Below are 17,675 nucleotides of genomic sequence, written 5' to 3' on the forward strand. Positions count from 1 at the left end.
TATACTATGTTGAAGACTATCTTGTCTATCTCAGGTAAACCGGGATTATACAAACTTATTTCGCAAGGAAAAAATATGTTGATTGTTGAATCAGTCAATGCTGAGAAGAAACGTTTCCCCGCTTATGGTAATGAAAAAATTATTTCTTTGGCCGATATAGCAATGTACACGGACGATGCAGAAGTTCCTTTGTATGATGTGCTGGAATCTATAAAAGAGAAAGAAAAATCAGCGCAGGCTTCTATCGATCCTAAAAAGGCTACACCTGAACAATTGCGTGAATACTTGGCTGAGGTATTGCCTAACTTTGATCGTGAACGCGTATATGTAGCCGATATCAAGAAATTGGTAGCCTGGTATAACATCTTGATTTCTAATGGAATTACAGAATTCAAACCGGAAGGCGAAGTTAAGGAAGAAGTGACTGCAGAATAATTTGTATCGTTTATTTAAACGAAATAAAAACATGATAATCATTTGAGGTGGTTATCATGTTTTTTTTGTATAAATGCTTGTGAATTCGGAAAATATTAGTATTATTTGGGTTATCTTTTACTATAATAAATATCTTCTACTTATATTGTAAATAATGATGCTTTTTATGTATCTTTGTCGCTGTTCACTATTCTTGAGAATGATAGGTAAATATTGGGTATGGAGACAATAACAAATAAAGAAGTAAACGTCCATTTGGACAATGAAAAAGGGACATTATGCCTGACGCGTTTGTTGGCAGGTACAATGGTATTCCTTTACGATTCACAGGGAGAGCTAAAAGGCAAACATAAATTTGCTTTGCCTTCATTGACTATGGAAATCCCTCAACAGGGTACCTATGTTTTGGTAATGAGTCATCCGAACTGCCAACCGGAAGTCCGGAGGTTTACATATTCAGGGATATAAATAATGCCGGTATGCTTCTTATTAAGCATACCGGCATTCTATTTAAATGGAAACTCTTAATTTCTGAATACCAATCCGTCTCCACCAGCGTCAACGGTAATTGCTTTGCTGCGGTCGACTTCCTGGGAAAGTAACTTTTTGGATAAATCGTTCAACAGATAACGTTGAATAGCCCTCTTTACCGGACGAGCTCCAAATTCAGGATCATATCCCACTTGAGATAAGAAGTCCAATGCTCCTTCCGTAAGTTTTAGTTCCACTCCGTTTTCGGCAAGCATTTTCTGTACTCCCTTGATTTGTAAGAGTACGATCTGCTTGATTTCCTTTTCGTTCAATGGTAAGAACATGATCGTTTCATCAATACGGTTCAGGAATTCCGGGCGAATCGTCTTTTTCAACATATTCAAGACTTCCTTCTTCGTTTCTTCAATCACTTCTTCTTTATTGGAACCGTGCAACTTTTCCATCTGACTTTGTATATAAGAACTACCCATATTCGAAGTCATGATGATGATGGTATTCTTGAAGTTGACTACCCTTCCTTTATTGTCAGTCAGTCGTCCGTCATCCAATACCTGTAACAGGATATTGAAAACATCCGGATGGGCTTTTTCTATTTCGTCAAACAGGACAACAGAGTAAGGTTTCCGACGTATAGCTTCTGTCAGCTGACCGCCTTCATCATATCCTACGTATCCCGGAGGCGCTCCGACTAAACGGGAAACACTATGCTTTTCCTGATACTCGCTCATGTCGATACGAGTCATCATCGTTTCGTCATCGAACAGGAATTCCGCCAATGCCTTCGCCAGTTCGGTCTTACCTACACCGGTGGTTCCGAGGAAAATGAACGAGCCAATCGGACGTTTCGGATCCTGTAATCCGGCACGACTACGGCGCACGGCATCTGCCACGGCTTCAATCGCTTCATCCTGACCGATTACACGTTGATGAAGTTCTTCTTCCAGGTGCAATAGTTTGTCTTTCTCACTTTGCAGCATCTTGCTGACAGGAATACCTGTCCAACGGGAAACAACATCGGCAATGTCCTCCGCATCTACCTCTTCCTTAATCATGGCCTTATCGCCTTGCATATCACGTAGTTGCTTTTGAGTATCTTCTATCTCTTTGTCCAAAGCCTGAAGTTTACCGTAACGGATTTCGGCTACTTTACCATAGTCACCTTCACGTTCTGCTTTTTCTGCTTCAAATTTAAGATTCTCTATTTCAACCTTATTCTGCTGGATTTTATCCATCAGTGTTTTTTCACTCTGCCATTTGGCTTTAAAGGACTTTTCCTGTTCTTTAAGTTCGGCAAGCTCCTTACCGATGATTTCCAGTTTCGGTTTATCGTTTTCACGTTTGATAGCTTCCCGTTCGATTTCCAACTGCTTGATTTTGCGGGAGATTTCATCCAGTTCTTCAGGAACAGAATCTACCTCCATACGCAGTTTAGCTGCGGCTTCATCCATCAGGTCAATGGCTTTGTCCGGCAGGAAACGGTCGGTGATATAACGGCTGCTCAATTCGACGGCTGCAATGATTGCATCATCTTTGATACGTACATGGTGATGGTTCTCGTAACGCTCTTTTAGTCCACGAAGGATAGAAATGGTACTCAAGTTGTCCGGTTCATCCACTTGTACGATTTGGAAACGACGCTCCAAAGCTTTGTCCTTTTCGAAGTATTTTTGATATTCGTCGAGGGTTGTTGCTCCGATGGAACGTAATTCTCCACGAGCTAAGGCAGGTTTTAGAATGTTTGCGGCATCCATGGCGCCCTCACCCTTGCCGGCTCCTACCAGTGTATGAATCTCATCAATGAACAGAATAATATCACCTTCTGATTTCTTCACTTCATTGACAACTGATTTCAGCCGTTCTTCAAACTCACCTTTATACTTTGCACCGGCAACCAGTGCCCCCATATCCAGTGAATAGACCTGTTTGTTTTTCAGGTTTTCAGGTACATCTCCTCGAAGAATACGATGTGCCAAGCCTTCTACGATCGCTGTCTTACCAGTTCCCGGTTCACCGATTAGAATCGGGTTGTTTTTTGTACGGCGGCTCAATATCTGGAGTACCCGGCGGATTTCTTCATCACGTCCGATTACAGGATCCAGTTTTCCGCTACGGGCAGCTTCCATTCAGGTTGATAGCGTACTTTTCCAATGATTGATAAGTGTCTTCACTGGATTGTGACGTTACTTTTTCTCCTTTCCTCAACTCGCTGATGGCATTGCGTAATTCTTTTTCCGTCATACCGGCATCTTTCAAGATAGTGGAGACGGTACTTTTTACAGTCAGCAATGCCAGTATGATATGTTCTAATGAAACAAACTCATCGCCCATTTCTTTAGAATACTGCGTTGCTTTCTGCAATACTTCGTTGGATTCACGACTTAGGTACGGTTCTCCGCCGGATACTTTGGGCAGGGAGTCGATTTGTTTATCGACAACGAGAGCTACCTGCTGTCCGTTCATGCCAAGTTTCTGGAAGATGAAGTTAGTGACATTTTCACCTACCTTCATTACTCCCTGCATGATGTGGACAGGTTCAATGGCTTGTTGCCCCCGGCTTTGTACCAGGTTCACGGCCTCCTGTACCGCTTCTTGAGATTTGATGGTAAAATTGTTAAAGTTCATATCTTTGTTCTCCTTTCTTATTTCACGTTTTAATAACACCTAAGAGGGCGCAAAAGATTTGCCAAGTATGAAAATATGACAAAATAGCATGAGTATTAAGGAGTTAAAGGACAAAATGACCTTTTTTATCCGGGAGTAACTGACGAATTTGCTATCAAATATCATTTGCTACATGATACGCTTGTTTGTGTAATCTTGGCCTGTGATGAAAGAAAATAAATATTGAAAAGTGGATAAATAAAAGTATTGTAGTATCTTTATCCGCTGTAATAATATAGATGGTATATGAGTGATAAGCCCCAAATAAAACTTGCTGAAACAGTGGTGTTGATTGACGCTGCTTTTTTGAATTTTGTAATAACGGATATAAAAGGATATTTTGAAGAAACTTTGCATCGTTCTTTACAAGAGATAGACCTTTCGATGTTGACTACCTATATAACCTTGGATGCAGGGATTACAGAAGGGAAGAACGAGGTACAATTTCTTTTTGTGTATGATAAAGAATCCAGTCGATTGCAATATTGCCAACCTTCCGATTTGCAGGAAGAATTGAATGGAGTTGCGTTTCAGAGCCCTTATGGTGAATATTCTTTTGCTAGCGTTCCGTCGGAAGGAATGGTGTCAAGAGAAGATTTGTTTTTGGATTTACTCTCTATTGTTTCCGATTCGGCAGACGTGAAAAGGATGATCGTTATTTCTTTCAATGAGGAGTATGGAAAGAAAGTGACTGATGCTTTGCATGAAGTGAAAGGCAAAGAGGTCATTCAATTCCGTATGAATGAGCCGGAACTTCCGGTGGATTATAAATGGGATATGCTGGCTTTCCCTGTCATGCAGGCGTTGGGGATAAAAGCGGAAGAGTTGCAATAACTATTGTGTTTTTATTCTTTCTGTAATTCATTATTCGTCATTGATTTCTTAACTGTTAATCATAATTGCCGTGTCCGATTTTCGTTTAAAAGTATTTCAGAGCGTAGCGAAGAATCTAAGCTTTATGAAGGCTTCGCAAGAATTGTTTGTCAGCCAACCTGCTATCACCAAACATATTCAGGAACTGGAGACTTACTATCAAGCTCGTTTGTTCGACCGTCAAGGGAGCAAAATCTCACTGACTAAGGCCGGAGAATTGCTGCTGAAACATAGCGAGAAAATCCTGGACGATTATAAACAATTAGAATATGAGATGCATCTGTTGCATAATGAATACATCGGCGAACTGAAATTGGGGGCCAGTACTACGATTGCACAATATGTACTTCCTCCTCTGTTAGCGAACTTTATAGCCAAGTTTCCGCAAATCAATCTTTCTTTGATTAATGGAAATTCCCGGGGAGTGGAAGCTGCCTTGCAAGAGCATCGGATTGATTTGGGACTGGTCGAAGGGATCTTCCGCTTACCTAATCTGAAATATACTCCATTTTTGCAAGATGAACTGGTTGCCGTGGTGCATACACAGAGTAAGTTAGCTGTCTCGGATGAGATTACTCCGGAAGATTTGCTGAATATTCCTTTGGTTTTGCGGGAGAGGGGTTCCGGTACATTAGATGTATTTGAACGTGCCTTATTGCAACATAATCTCAAACTTTCTTCTTTAAATGTATTGATGTATCTCGGTAGTACAGAGAGTATCAAACTTTTTTTGGAACATACAGACTGTATGGGAATTGTTTCTATCCGTTCGGTGCATAAAGAGCTTGTAGCTGGTAATCTCCGTGTAGTCGAAATAAAAGGAATGCCGATGCTGCGCGAATTTAACTTTGTACAACTGCAAGGGCAGGAGGGAGGATTGTCACAGGTATTTATGCGTTTCGCCGGACATCATAGTAAAAGCCTGTAAGTTTGTCTTTTTCTCTCGTGCAGGCTTAGGGTCTCCAGAATCAGAAAAATGATTTTCATTTCTCATATTCTCATAATCACTATATAATAATTTTATAACCAGTTGATTACCGAATGAGAAACGTTTTGAGAAAGCCTATTTCTCATAGTTTCTTTAGTGAAATAGGCCTCAAAACAGTTATTTCTCATCTATTTCCGGGGTATTTCTCATACTGTTATTCACTTTGTTCAGCTATTTTTTTCTTTATATATACCCTGTGTGCTCCTCTTCCAGTGATTTCTATTCCAGAATCCGGTTGATGGCCCCACTGTCTTAGTTCGTTGGTTGCTGCTGTTTGCAACAATCCTGTTAGTTTGCGATATTCCCAAACAGTCAGGAAGGGATGTTCGTCCAGATACTTTAAAGCTAATGCCAGTCGTTGTTCCGGTGTGAATTTTTTAGAGGAGCGTTGTTTTTTCCAGGGTGCTCTTTCCAGTTGGCATCTTTCGCTGATATTTCTCACCATTTCTCGGTCTACCCGAAAGTTTACACCTCCTATAAAGATACTTTGTGCGTTGCGATGAGTTCCACCTTCTTCCGGATCTTCCCGCTCCTTGTCTCTGCCTAAGGTAAGAGAGGGAGTAAACGTTCCTATTCCGTCTATTTTTACTGAACGTCCTTCTGCCATCAAATGCGCCATTTCAATGGCGGTTTGAAGTAGTACGCCTTCTATGTCTCCTGCACTGAATCCACTGACGTCACCAACTCGTTGCGCTAACTCTTTTATGCTTGCATTATCTATCCGCGCAAATTTAGGATAAGTAATTCTTTTGCCTGTTTTCTGAAGATCGGGCATCTCCTCTATGATATATCTTGCCATATCATCTATTGTTTAAAGTGTTAATAGATAAGTTCTTTTGTATTAGAGGCAAACTTCCTTTCTTCTAATAGTAAAGTTCTTGTTGATTAATTATAAACTATAAATGCAACTTTTGTTTTTATAATTGAAGCTTGCATTTATAAAAACAAAGCTTTCATTTTTATAATCAAAGCTTGCATTTATAGTTTGTTCCTATGCAAAGATAAGTTTTCTATTTGACAAAAAGAAGTTTATCCTTAATAAAGAAGAAGTTTTCTATTAATAGTTTGAGAGGGAATGAAGATGATTAACGAGAAAGGATATAGCGGGATTTTATGCTTAATATATTATTTCCTAAAAAGTGGATGCAATGTTTCTGTTAGTTTTTAGAAAAGTGTATATTTGTGATATTATGAATCATAAAGTATAACTGATAAATAATTAGGTGCGATGGATGATAAATTGAATATATTGTGGACCACTGATAACAGAGACACCATTTTTAATATGCTCTCTATGTATGCGATAAACTCTGTTAATAGAGGTTGGTGGAAGCATCTGAATATTATTCTTTGGGGAGCATCCGTGAAGTTGGTAGCTAATGATACCCAAGTACAAACTGAAGTTTTGGAAATGATACAAACTGGTATAACTATTGAAGCCTGTCAAGATTGTTGTGAAACATTTGGTGTGACTTCGATTATAAAGAATCTAGGCATTGATGTTAAATATATGGGTGCACCATTTACTCAATATATAAAAGATGGAGAAAAGATTCTGACTATTTAGATTGTTGCTATTAAATTTAGAAAGTGGACCAATGGGACATACTAATATCATGCAAGCTGAAGAAAATGATTTGGTAAACATTTTATCTTTGCAAAAGAAATCTTTTATGGTGGTGGCCGAACGAATGAATAAATTCGATCTTCCCCCTTTGTTGCAAAATCAGGATGAGATTTGTGATGAGTATCAGACAGGCATTATTCTAAAATACGTATCAGATGATGGACAGATTGTAGGTTCTGTCAGGGGATGTATGGATGAAAATAGAGTATGTCATATTGGTAAATTGATAGTGCATCCCGATTTTCAGAATAAAGGCATAGGTAGAGAACTTATGACTGAAATAGAACGATTATTTCCTCACTGTCATAAGTTCTCTCTTTTTACGGGCGAAGAGACACCCAATACTTTGCATCTATATAGCAAAGTCGGTTATAATATTGTATGTAGAAAAGAAATGGAGGGTATCAGCATGATTATTATGGAAAAAGAAAAACTTACTTATAGAGATTTTACGTCTGACGATTTAGAAACTGTTTGTAAATTACCTCGAAACAAGCAGGAACTGTTTTTTATGTTTCCTAAAGCTGATTTTCCTTTAACAATCGATCAATTAAAGAATACAATAAAAGATAGATTTGATTCGACTGTTGTTTTATTTAATAATGAAGTAGTAGGGTTTGCAAACTTCTATGAGGTAAGAGAATCTCAATATTGTGCTATTGGAAATGTAATAGTAAGTCCTTGTTTTCGTAATCGTGGCGTTGGTACATTTCTGATAAATACTATGGAATATATTGGGAAAAAGAAATATAATGTATCGGAGCTTCATTTGTCTTGCTTTGATACTAATACGAATGGGCTTCTGTTATATACTAAATTAGGATATAAACCCTATGAAATAGAGAAGTACATTAATAAGGAAAACGAAGTCTCGGCTTTAATAGAATTGAAAAAAGTGCTGTGATTCGAAATAAATCACTTATTTGATTCTGTTATCTCCTGAAAGTATGATAACTTAAAAAAATGCGAGAAGTATCTATGACTGACTATAACTTACAACGATTTTTAGATGCTCAGCGAGGGGATTATGAACAAGCCCTTGCAGAAGTTAGAAACGGGCGGAAATATTCCCATTGGATTTGGTATATATTTCCTCAACTGAAAGGATTGGGCATGAGTTATAATTCACAGTATTATGGTCTTAGCGGCAAAGAAGAGGCTGAAGCATATCTTGCCCATCCAATTTTGGGAGAAAGACTGCGTGAAATAACGTCTGTTTTTCTTCAATTGAAAAATAAAACGGCGCAGGAAGTTTTCGGTCCGTTAGATGCGGTGAAAGTATTGTCATGCATGACGCTTTTTAATGAAGTTGCTTCGGATGATTTGTTTCAGCAAGTGATCGACCGTTATTATCAGGGTAAAGTGGATGAGACAACAAAAAGAAAATTGGAATAATAACTAATACTAATTTATATGGGCTGTTTAATGAATCTATTATGGCTGTTGCTTGGTGGTATCTTTACCGCTGTCGAATACCTCATTTCGAGTTTATTGATGATGCTGACCATTATCGGCATTCCTTTTGGAATGCAAACATTGAAGTTGGCCGGACTTGCTTTATGGCCTTTCGGTAAAGAAGTCAGAAGTGGGAACCGTTCCGGTGGCTGCCTCTATATATTGATGAATATCCTGTGGATATTTCTGGGTGGCATTTGGATCTGTCTGTCACATTTGGTTTTCGGGGCTGTATTGTGCATTACCATTATCGGAATCCCTTTTGGATTGCAACACTTCAAGTTGGCAGCTTTGGCATTATCACCTTTTGGGAAAGACATTGTAACAGTGTAAGAGTAGTTGGGAGAGAATCTGCTTATAATTAAAAGTTATAATGCATAATTAGAAACTATTGGCGGGTCTTGATTGTTTACCGTACCTTTGCGCCCGGAAAACAATTAAAGATAAAAAGATATGATTTCAACAGCTACAAAAACTTTGCAGTCAAATAATAAAATGATTTATGTTGCACTGCTTTCCACTCTGACTTTTTTCCTGTTTTTAGACTATATTCCGGGATTGGAAGCATGGTCGGCTTGGGTAACTCCTCCGGTTGCTTTGTTCCTCGGACTTATTTTTGCATTAACTTGCGGACAAGCGCATCCAAAGTTTAATAAGAAAACATCGAAATATCTGTTGCAGTATTCAGTAGTAGGACTGGGATTCGGTATGAATCTTCATTCTGCTTTAGCTTCCGGTAAGGAAGGTATGGAATTTACGGTTATTTCAGTAATCGGAACATTGGTGATTGGCTGGTTCATCGGACGTAAGTTGTTTAAAATAGACCGGAATACAGCTTATCTTATCAGTTCGGGAACCGCTATCTGTGGCGGTAGTGCTATTGCAGCAGTGGGACCGGTGTTGAAAGCGAAGGACAGTGAAATGTCTGTGGCATTAGGTACAATCTTTATCTTGAACGCTATTGCACTTTTCATTTTCCCTGCCATTGGTCATGCATTGAATATGGATCAACAACAGTTCGGAACATGGGCAGCTATTGCCATTCATGATACCAGTTCTGTAGTAGGTGCGGGAGCTGCCTATGGAGAAGAAGCATTGAAAGTGGCTACTACTATCAAATTGACCCGTGCTCTTTGGATTATCCCGATGGCTTTTGCTACCTCATTTATATTCAAGAGCAAAGGACAAAAGATCAGTATTCCATGGTTTATCCTCTTTTTTGTATTGGCATTGGTGGTAAATACTTATTTGCTGGATGGAGTGCCACAATTAGGAGCAGCTATCAACGGTATTGCCCGTAAGACTTTGACGATAACTATGTTCTTTATCGGTGCTTCTCTTTCTATTGATGTTTTGAAAGCTGTTGGAATTAAACCTCTGATTCAAGGAATATTGCTTTGGGTAATTATCAGCTTGAGTACATTGGCATACATTTATTTTGTATAAGAGAGATAAAAGAGAGAATGATATAAAGAGAAAAAGGTGGGAGAATGATCGTAAACGACTTTCTCCCACCTTTATTTATTTAGCTTTCAGTTTACGGATAAGCAGATTCAAAGCGAATTATTTCTTCTTCAATTCTTCAAAAATCAGTCCTTCCAGTTCTTCTGCCAGTTCAGGATTATCCATAATGCATTGTTTAGCAGCATCACGTCCTTGTCCTAGCTTGGTGTCGTTGTAACTATACCATGAACCGCTCTTCTTGATGATCCCTAAGTCAGCACCCAAGTCGATGATTTCTCCGGAGTGGGAGATACCTTCACCGAACATGATGTCAAATTCAGCTTTGCGGAAAGGAGGCGCTACTTTGTTTTTCACTACTTTCACTTTGGTCAGTTTACCAAGAATCTCTTCACCATCTTTGATGGGTTGGCTGCCACGGATATCCAAACGTACAGAAGCATAAAACTTCAAAGCGTTACCACCGGTAGTTGTTTCCGGGTTACCGAACATAACACCGATCTTTTCACGCAACTGGTTAATGAAAATGCAAGTCGTACGTGTCTTACTTACTGCAGCTGTCAGCTTACGAAGTGCCTGAGACATCAAACGTGCCTGAAGACCTACCTTATTGTCACCCATGTCACCTTCGATTTCCGCTTTAGGAGTCAGTGCGGCTACAGAGTCGATAACGATGATGTCGATAGCAGAAGAACGGATCAGTTGTTCTGCAATTTCCAAAGCCTGTTCTCCATTGTCCGGTTGAGAGATATAAAGATCATCAATGTTCACTCCCAGCTTAGATGCATAGAAACGGTCGAAAGCGTGTTCGGCATCAATGAAAGCAGCGATACCGCCAGCCTTCTGCGCTTCAGCAATGGCATGAATAGCCAATGTCGTTTTACCGGATGATTCCGGGCCATAGATTTCGATAATTCTACCTCTTGGGTAACCTCCAACGCCAAGTGCCACGTTCAAGGCAATAGAACCTGTCGGGATCACTTCTACTTGTTCAACACTATTATCACCCATTTTCATGATAGAACCTTTACCGAAGCTCTTTTCTATCTTTTCCATGGCAGCCTGTAAGGCTTTTAGTTTTTCGCTTGATGCCATTTTATTATCTGTTTCAAAATTAAGTTCATCTTTCTTTGCCATACCTTATCTAATATAATTAATGGAGTTATTGATTTAAAATCTGTGAGGCATGTTCCTTGGTCTTCACTTCTTTAGGAGTGATAATCCGTTCTACGATTCCCTCTTCATTAATCAGGAAAGTAGTGCGGAAAGTACCCATGTAAGCACGTCCGTACAGTTTCTTTTCTCCCCATACGCCAAACTCTTCCACTAACTTTTTGTCAGTGTCAGCAATCAGGGTAAAAGGAAGATTGTTCTTTTCGATAAATTTCTGGTGCGACTTTTCATTGTCTACGCTGACACCGATTACTTCATAGCCGGCTTTACGTAGTTCGGAATAGTTGTCGCGTAGATTACACGCTTGTGCGGTGCAACCCGATGTACTGTCCTTCGGGTAGAAGTACAACACAATCTTTTTTCCTTTATAAGCACTTAAACGGATTTCTTCGCCTTTTTCATTGATGCCTAAGATTTCCGGTGCTTTATCTCCTACGTTTATCATAACTATCTTTTTAATGAACAGGTCTACTCTTATAATTCCAGATTTTTGTCGAACTCTTCATGCCAGGGAAGACCTTGCTTATTGAGTTGTTCCATAAACGGATCCGGATTGAACTCTTCTACGTTGTTTACACCCGGGCGTTTCCATTCACCTTTGAAGAACATCATGGCTCCGATCATTGCCGGAACTCCGGTGGTGTAGCTCACACCTTGCATACCAGTTTCCCGATAAGCTTCCTGATGGCTGCAGTTGTTGTATACATAATAAGTACGTTCCTTGCCATCTTTCAAACCGCGGATACGACAACCGATAGAGGTTTCTCCTTCGTAGTTTTCTCCTAAATCCTGCGGGTTAGGCAATACAGCTTTCAAGAATTGCAGCGGCACAATCTTCACTCCGTTGTAATCAACTTCGTCGATTCGTGCCATACCGATGTTTTGGATAACGCGTAAGTGAGTTAAATACTCTTGTCCGAAAGTCATCCAGAAACGTGCACGTTTGATGGTCGGGTAATGTTTCACCAATGACTCCAGTTCTTCGTGATAAAGAAGATAAGAATCACGGGGACCGATGTTCGGATATGTCAGGTCTTTATGGATTTCCAGCGGACCGGTAGTGACCCATTTGCCATTTTCATAATAGCGTCCGTTCTGCGTAATTTCGCGGATGTTGATTTCCGGATTGAAGTTCGTAGCAAATGCTTTATGATGGTTACCCGCATTACAGTCTACAATGTCCAGATATTGAATCTCATCAAAATAATGTTTAGCTGCATAAGCGGTATAGATGCCACTTACTCCCGGGTCGAATCCGCAACCGAGAATAGCTGTCAGACCTGCTTCTTTGAAGCGATCGTGGTAAGCCCACTGCCAACTGTATTCAAAGTGAGCTTCATCCTTCGGCTCGTAGTTAGCGGTGTCCAGATAGTTCACTCCAGCTTTCAGACAAGCTTCCATAATAGTCAGATCCTGATAAGGGAGAGCCACATTAATCACCATTTCCGGTTTGAAATCGTTGAATAAGGCTACCAGCTCATCTACATTGTCTGCATCAACTTTAGCTGTTTTTATATTGGGGTTACCTATTGCCTCGACGATTTTATCGCATTTCTCTTTCGTACGGCTGGCAATCATGATATCTGTAAATACATCGGCATTTTGTGCCACTTTGTGCGCAACGACAGTGCCAACACCGCCCGCACCAATAATAAGAACTCTACCCATTTCGTTAATTGCGAATTAAAATATTAAGAATATTGGAATTGTTAGCTTTGCAAATATACGTGATTATTTTCAGATAATCATTCGCAGCTACTCCTTTTTATTTGTAACGCTGCAAGGTTCCATTTTCAAAATCCAGTGTTTTGCCATTGTAGAACCAAGTTTCGAAACGATTGTCTTTTTTTAGCTCGATTTCTATCGGATCACCAATGGATAAACGACATTCCACTGTACTCATGCCCGTCTCCAGATCTCCCCGGGAGATAATCTGCCAACGATTTTCTGTGATACCCGGATATTTTTTATGTATATCTTCGAATCCGAAAAAGTCTTCGATATAATTTTCATTTCTGACGATAACATCATATTTCAGATCGGTTTCCAATTCATAGATTGCTCCGTCCTTGTCTTCTAATGAGAGAACAGCCAGACTGCCGGGAGGAGATAATCTAATATCTTTGATTTGCAGAACTGTATATCGGGGCAGGTGAACGCGTGATTCGGTCTGCTTGTCTTCAAAAGATATGATTCTTTTGGCTGGCAGCACCTTTTTAGGATAAACTGTCATTCCCATATATTTGTTTTTCAGGCTTTCGATAGTGCCCAGGCTCTTATTGGTGAAACTGAATGCATTTGAGAAATATTTCATTCTCTTTTCTCCTTGAAAATCATTCAGGTCCATGCCGGAGTTTGTTCGTGAGAGGGCAACTTCCAGATAATAAGAATGCCCCTGTGTATCTTTAAATACGATTTTTGCCGGATATGCCTGACTGCCGACTCCGATAGCGGTAATCGTTGCTTCCGTATTGACGGGAATGGCTATATCCCGGTAGCCGGAATAATTGTTGGCATCGTCTATCCGGACACTTTCTGCTTGTATATAGACTGTTTTTCCTACCAACAGCTCTTTTGCTGTATCCACATCTTTCAGATAGACCAATCCGTTGATACCGGCACGGGGAGCCTTTTCTGAGATTTCCTCCAGCCGCATATTCTTTATCTCATAATAATATTTTCCTCCCTCACATTCGAAGATGAAGCGGGTGGAGTAGTTAGTCCCGTTGGAGATATTTTGAGCTTTCTCTTCAGTTCCTGTGAAAGTGAGTATTTTATGTTTCAGCAGGCTGTTGTCTACCCCTTTCTCGGTGTCATAGCTGGAAAGGGTGGGAAGGAACATGCTCCGTGGAGATGGAACGAGCATAAATTTCATTCCGGGTGTCCATTTGCCCAGCGGTAGCAGCGGAAAATTACTCCTGATAAACTGTTCTTCTTGACCTACAGGGATTTCCTGTACGGAAGGAGTAGTGACGATATAATCGCTTTGAGCTGTGATAGGAGGCGTAACACAGCAGAATAGAATCAAAGACAGGACAATTATTCTCATATTTGTTTACTTTAGGTGAACTATGTAAATTGTTCGTTTGTTGTATATTTATTGGCAAATGTATATATTTTATGTTGCATTGGATATTATTTCCCAATCTTTTGATATCTTTGCCCCCGATTTTAACTTAAACGTTATAACAATATGAAGAAAGTATTTGTTTCAATTTGCATTGCTGGTGCAGCACTTGCAATGTCTTCGTGCCGTTCGGTTGAGAAGGCAATTCCCCTGTCATCTATCAATGGTGAATGGAATATCATAGAAGTCAATGGCTCGAAAATCACTCCGGGCGAAAGTAAATCCCTTCCTTTTATCGCTTTTGATACAGCAACCGGTCGTGTGTCCGGCAATAGCGGCTGTAATCGGATGATGGGTAGCTTCGATGTAAATGCGAAGCCGGGAAGTCTTGAACTTACAGGAATGGCTAGTACCCGGATGATGTGTCCGGATATGACTACTGAAAATAATGTATTGAATGCTTTTGCGCAAGTAAAAGGATATAAGAAGGCAGGTAAAGACAAAATGTATCTTTGCAATTCGTCCAACCGCCCGGTTGTCGTTCTACAAAAGAAGGAGGCTGATGTGAAACTTTCGGTTTTGAATGGAGAATGGAAAATTAAAGAAGTGAATGGTGAGGCAATTCCTTCCGGAATGGAAAAACAACCTTTCATTGCTTTTGATGTGAAGAAAAAGACAATTCATGGCAATGCCGGATGTAATCTGATTAATGGCGGTTTTGAAACCAGTACCAGTAATGCCAAATCTATTCTTTCCCGGGAGTAGCGAGCACAATGATGGCTTGTCCGGATATGGAAACAGAAGGTAAGGTGCTGAAAGCTATCAATGAGGTGAAGTCATTCGATGTGTTGTCCGGTGGTGGCATTGGCTTGTATGATGCAAATGGCGCATTGGTCATCGTGCTGGAAAAGTAATAAATAGATTATCTATATAATAGGATATGCCTGTGTCGCACATGATGACACAGGCATTTTTTTTTCTTTTCATCGAACCAGAGCCGTCTGCATTTGTTTAAAGAAACAGTTGCTGACTGGCTTTGAATATGACTATGTCAGCAGTGTCTATTTATTAAAACTGTCTTTTTGGCAGATATTATGTCATGCATTCGTATAATTTCCTTTTGGCACACGGTTTGCTTTTTAGTAAGCGTCCGTTCGCGACGAGGCTCGCTGATAAGAGCCGGAGAAACAACCGGACAAAAAGAAATCATAGAATAAATAATAAATAAAAAATAACGATCATGGGAAAAATTATTGGTATTGACTTAGGAACTACAAACTCTTGTGTTGCCGTATTCGAAGGTAACGAACCTGTAGTAATTGCAAACAGTGAAGGTAAACGTACGACTCCTTCTGTTGTCGCTTTCGTAGATGGCGGTGAACGTAAGGTAGGAGATCCTGCAAAACGTCAGGCTATTACGAATCCTACACGTACAATCTTCTCTATCAAACGTTTCATGGGTGAAACTTGGGATCAGGTGCAAAAAGAGGTGACTCGTGTTCCTTATAAAGTAGTGAAAGGTGACAATAACACTCCGCGTGTTGACATTGACGGACGTCTGTACACTCCGCAGGAAATCTCTGCTATGATTCTTCAGAAGATGAAGAAGACTGCTGAAGACTATCTTGGACAGGAAGTGACAGAAGCAGTTATCACCGTTCCTGCATATTTCTCCGACTCTCAACGTCAGGCTACTAAAGAAGCCGGACAGATTGCCGGTCTGGAAGTAAAACGTATTGTAAACGAACCGACAGCCGCTGCTCTTGCTTACGGTCTGGATAAGGCTCACAAAGATATGAAGATTGCTGTATTCGACCTTGGTGGTGGTACATTCGATATCTCTATCCTTGAATTTGGTGGTGGTGTGTTTGAAGTACTTTCTACAAATGGTGATACTCATCTGGGTGGCGATGACTTCGACCAGGTAATCATCAACTGGTTGGTACAGGAATTCAAGAATGACGAAGGTGCTGACCTGACTCAGGATCCGATGGCTTTGCAACGTCTGAAAGAAGCTGCAGAAAAAGCTAAGATTGAGCTTTCTTCTTCTACAAGTACAGAAATCAACTTGCCGTATATCATGCCGGTAGGTGGTGTGCCTAAGCACTTGGTGAAGACTTTGACTCGTGCAAAATTCGAATCTCTGGCTCACGAATTGATTCAGGCTTGTCTTGAACCATGTAAGAAAGCAATGAGCGATGCAGGTTTGAACAATGCTGATATTGATGAAGTAATCCTTGTTGGTGGTTCTTCCCGTATTCCGGCTGTTCAGAAGTTGGTAGAAGATTTCTTCGGCAAGACTCCTTCTAAAGGTGTGAATCCGGATGAAGTGGTAGCTATTGGTGCTGCTGTACAGGGTGCTGTTTTGACAGATGAAATCAAAGGTGTAGTATTGTTGGATGTTACTCCGTTGTCAATGGGTATCGAAACACTGGGTGGTGTAATGACTAAGTTGATCGACGCTAACACTACCATCCCGGCTCGCAAGAGTGAAACATTCTCTACTGCTGCCGATAACCAGACGGAAGTTACTATCCACGTATTACAGGGAGAACGTCCGATGGCTGCGCAGAACAAATCAATCGGTCAGTTCAACTTGACAGGTATTGCTCCGGCTCGCCGTGGTGTTCCTCAAATTGAGGTTACATTCGATATCGATGCCAACGGTATCCTGAAAGTATCTGCAAAAGATAAGGCTACTGGTAAAGAACAGGCTATCCGTATCGAAGCATCCAGCGGTTTGAGCAAGGAAGAAATCGAAAAGATGAAGGCTGAAGCTGAAGCTAATGCTGAAGCAGATAAGAAAGAACGTGAAAAGATCGACAAGCTGAACCAGGCTGACAGCGTAATCTTCTCTACTGAAAATCAGTTGAAGGAATTGGGTGATAAGTTGCCTGCTGACAAGAAAGCTCCGATTGAAGCTGCTTTGCAGAAATTGAAAGATGCTCACAAGGCACAGGATTTGGCTGCTATTGATACTGCTATGGCAGAAATCAATACTGCTTTCCAGGCTGCAAGTGCTGAAATGTATGCACAGAGCGGTGCACAAGGTGGAGCACAGGCTGGTCCTGATATGAACGGTGGTGCTGGCCAGCAAGATAACAGCAAGCACGGAGATAACGTTCAGGATGCTGACTTCGAGGAAGTGAAATAATTCCGATAAGGAAACAGATAATAAACAGTAAACAAAAGCGTGCAGCTCAATGAGTTGCACGCTTTTTACGTTTAGGAGTCGGAGAGATTGAGATAATGTTTTTGGCATCCTTTCCAACCGCTATTTGGAATCAATGGTTTAGTGAAGTGGGAAATACACTTATTGTGTTAAAAAAAGGCGGCAAAATTTATGGTTCAACCGAGTAACTTCATTACATTTGCGTTATGTATGCAATTATGGCAGATTTGAATCGCATTAAAGTAGTTTTGGAGATTGATGTGCGAGAACT

15 protein-coding genes and 2 pseudogenes are annotated in these 17,675 nt (G+C 40.4%); 11 read left to right on the forward strand and 6 right to left on the reverse strand.

The window, feature by feature from the left end; all coding sequences use genetic code 11:
• Positions 1–6 precede the first annotated feature (6 nt).
• Both NXX38_RS14200 and NXX38_RS14205 read left to right on the forward strand, forming a co-directional pair.
• Positions 7–435, forward strand: a complete 429-nt coding sequence (locus tag NXX38_RS14200) for a DUF5606 domain-containing protein (RefSeq protein ID WP_074635621.1) — start codon at positions 7–9, stop codon at positions 433–435.
• 219 nt (positions 436–654) lie between these two features.
• On the forward strand, positions 655–903 hold the full coding sequence (locus NXX38_RS14205) for a hypothetical protein (RefSeq protein ID WP_074557097.1): 249 nt from the start codon (positions 655–657) through the stop codon (positions 901–903).
• Positions 904–959: 56 nt separating this feature from the next.
• On the opposite strand, the pseudogene clpB reads toward NXX38_RS14205, so the two are convergent.
• Positions 960–3,549, reverse strand: a pseudogene (gene clpB, locus NXX38_RS14210) (ATP-dependent chaperone ClpB).
• Between the two features lie 285 nt (positions 3,550–3,834).
• Between clpB and NXX38_RS14215 the strand changes: the two are divergent.
• Positions 3,835–4,422 (forward strand): DUF6621 family protein, encoded by a 588-nt coding sequence (locus NXX38_RS14215; protein WP_004305640.1) that lies wholly within the window; start codon positions 3,835–3,837, stop codon positions 4,420–4,422.
• 70 nt (positions 4,423–4,492) lie between these two features.
• Positions 4,493–5,389 carry a LysR family transcriptional regulator gene (locus tag NXX38_RS14220; RefSeq protein WP_258979847.1) on the forward strand — a complete coding sequence of 299 codons (897 nt, stop codon included), beginning with the start codon at positions 4,493–4,495 and terminating at the stop codon, positions 5,387–5,389.
• Positions 5,390–5,603: 214 nt separating this feature from the next.
• Here NXX38_RS14220 and NXX38_RS14225 read toward each other — a convergent pair whose 3' ends face one another.
• A complete protein-coding gene (locus NXX38_RS14225) occupies positions 5,604–6,248 on the reverse strand; it encodes an HU family DNA-binding protein (RefSeq protein ID WP_008651318.1) in 645 nt (214 codons plus the stop codon).
• Between the two features lie 429 nt (positions 6,249–6,677).
• On the opposite strand from NXX38_RS14225, the gene NXX38_RS14230 reads away from it, so the two are divergent.
• The 5 genes from NXX38_RS14230 to NXX38_RS14250 all read left to right on the forward strand — a co-directional run bounded on the left by NXX38_RS14230 (position 6,678) and on the right by NXX38_RS14250 (position 9,977).
• Positions 6,678–7,016, forward strand: coding sequence for a DsrE family protein (locus tag NXX38_RS14230; RefSeq protein ID WP_148364537.1), 339 nt, complete (start codon positions 6,678–6,680; stop codon positions 7,014–7,016).
• A gap of 31 nt (positions 7,017–7,047) precedes the next feature.
• Positions 7,048–7,980 carry a GNAT family N-acetyltransferase gene (locus NXX38_RS14235; protein WP_258979848.1) on the forward strand — a complete coding sequence of 311 codons (933 nt, stop codon included), beginning with the start codon at positions 7,048–7,050 and terminating at the stop codon, positions 7,978–7,980.
• Positions 7,981–8,039: 59 nt separating this feature from the next.
• Positions 8,040–8,471, forward strand: coding sequence for a DUF1810 domain-containing protein (locus NXX38_RS14240; RefSeq protein WP_258979851.1), 432 nt, complete (start codon positions 8,040–8,042; stop codon positions 8,469–8,471).
• An 18-nt stretch (positions 8,472–8,489) separates the two neighbouring features.
• Positions 8,490–8,864, forward strand: a complete 375-nt coding sequence (locus tag NXX38_RS14245) for a YccF domain-containing protein (protein ID WP_258979852.1) — start codon at positions 8,490–8,492, stop codon at positions 8,862–8,864.
• Positions 8,865–8,984: 120 nt separating this feature from the next.
• Positions 8,985–9,977, forward strand: coding sequence for a YeiH family protein (locus NXX38_RS14250; RefSeq protein WP_148364541.1), 993 nt, complete (start codon positions 8,985–8,987; stop codon positions 9,975–9,977).
• A gap of 117 nt (positions 9,978–10,094) precedes the next feature.
• Here the strand turns inward: NXX38_RS14250 and recA are convergent, their stop codons facing one another.
• The 4 genes from recA to NXX38_RS14270 form a co-directional block, all read right to left on the reverse strand.
• A complete protein-coding gene (recA, locus tag NXX38_RS14255; RefSeq protein ID WP_148364542.1) occupies positions 10,095–11,129 on the reverse strand; it encodes a recombinase RecA in 1,035 nt (344 codons plus the stop codon).
• 25 nt (positions 11,130–11,154) lie between these two features.
• The gene (bcp, locus tag NXX38_RS14260) at positions 11,155–11,610 is read right to left on the reverse strand and encodes a thioredoxin-dependent thiol peroxidase (RefSeq protein WP_004325328.1); all 456 of its coding nucleotides are present in this window, start codon (positions 11,608–11,610) and stop codon (positions 11,155–11,157) included.
• 29 nt (positions 11,611–11,639) lie between these two features.
• Positions 11,640–12,833, reverse strand: a complete 1,194-nt coding sequence (locus NXX38_RS14265; RefSeq protein WP_004302080.1) for a saccharopine dehydrogenase family protein — start codon at positions 12,831–12,833, stop codon at positions 11,640–11,642.
• Positions 12,834–12,930: 97 nt separating this feature from the next.
• Complete coding sequence (locus NXX38_RS14270) at positions 12,931–14,214, reverse strand: hypothetical protein (RefSeq protein WP_258979854.1); 1,284 nt, start codon at positions 14,212–14,214, stop codon at positions 12,931–12,933.
• 144 nt (positions 14,215–14,358) lie between these two features.
• Between NXX38_RS14270 and NXX38_RS14275 the strand changes: the two are divergent.
• Both NXX38_RS14275 and dnaK read left to right on the forward strand, forming a co-directional pair.
• Positions 14,359–15,146: pseudogene (locus NXX38_RS14275) on the forward strand (META domain-containing protein).
• A gap of 326 nt (positions 15,147–15,472) precedes the next feature.
• Positions 15,473–17,386 (forward strand): molecular chaperone DnaK, encoded by a 1,914-nt coding sequence (gene dnaK, locus NXX38_RS14280; RefSeq protein WP_143260363.1) that lies wholly within the window; start codon positions 15,473–15,475, stop codon positions 17,384–17,386.
• Positions 17,387–17,675 lie beyond the last annotated feature (289 nt).

The organism is Bacteroides sp. BFG-637, from assembly GCF_024793605.1.
Lineage (GTDB): Bacteria > Bacteroidota > Bacteroidia > Bacteroidales > Bacteroidaceae > Bacteroides > Bacteroides vicugnae.

Bases quoted from the DNA above. Each gene is read 5' to 3' on its own strand.
- NXX38_RS14225 (WP_008651318.1), bottom strand. From the start codon at position 6,248: ATGGCAAGATATATCATAGAGGAGATGCCCGATCTTCAGAAAACAGGC.
- NXX38_RS14230 (WP_148364537.1), top strand. From the start codon at position 6,678: ATGGATGATAAATTGAATATATTGTGGACCACTGATAACAGAGACACC.
- NXX38_RS14205 (WP_074557097.1), top strand. From the start codon at position 655: ATGGAGACAATAACAAATAAAGAAGTAAACGTCCATTTGGACAATGAA.
- NXX38_RS14270 (WP_258979854.1), bottom strand. From the start codon at position 14,214: ATGAGAATAATTGTCCTGTCTTTGATTCTATTCTGCTGTGTTACGCCT.
- recA (WP_148364542.1), bottom strand. From the start codon at position 11,129: ATGGCAAAGAAAGATGAACTTAATTTTGAAACAGATAATAAAATGGCA.
- NXX38_RS14265 (WP_004302080.1), bottom strand. From the start codon at position 12,833: ATGGGTAGAGTTCTTATTATTGGTGCGGGCGGTGTTGGCACTGTCGTT.
- NXX38_RS14250 (WP_148364541.1), top strand. From the start codon at position 8,985: ATGATTTCAACAGCTACAAAAACTTTGCAGTCAAATAATAAAATGATT.
- bcp (WP_004325328.1), bottom strand. From the start codon at position 11,610: ATGATAAACGTAGGAGATAAAGCACCGGAAATCTTAGGCATCAATGAA.
- dnaK (WP_143260363.1), top strand. From the start codon at position 15,473: ATGGGAAAAATTATTGGTATTGACTTAGGAACTACAAACTCTTGTGTT.
- NXX38_RS14200 (WP_074635621.1), top strand. From the start codon at position 7: ATGTTGAAGACTATCTTGTCTATCTCAGGTAAACCGGGATTATACAAA.
- NXX38_RS14215 (WP_004305640.1), top strand. From the start codon at position 3,835: ATGAGTGATAAGCCCCAAATAAAACTTGCTGAAACAGTGGTGTTGATT.
- NXX38_RS14245 (WP_258979852.1), top strand. From the start codon at position 8,490: ATGGGCTGTTTAATGAATCTATTATGGCTGTTGCTTGGTGGTATCTTT.
- NXX38_RS14235 (WP_258979848.1), top strand. From the start codon at position 7,048: ATGGGACATACTAATATCATGCAAGCTGAAGAAAATGATTTGGTAAAC.
- NXX38_RS14240 (WP_258979851.1), top strand. From the start codon at position 8,040: ATGCGAGAAGTATCTATGACTGACTATAACTTACAACGATTTTTAGAT.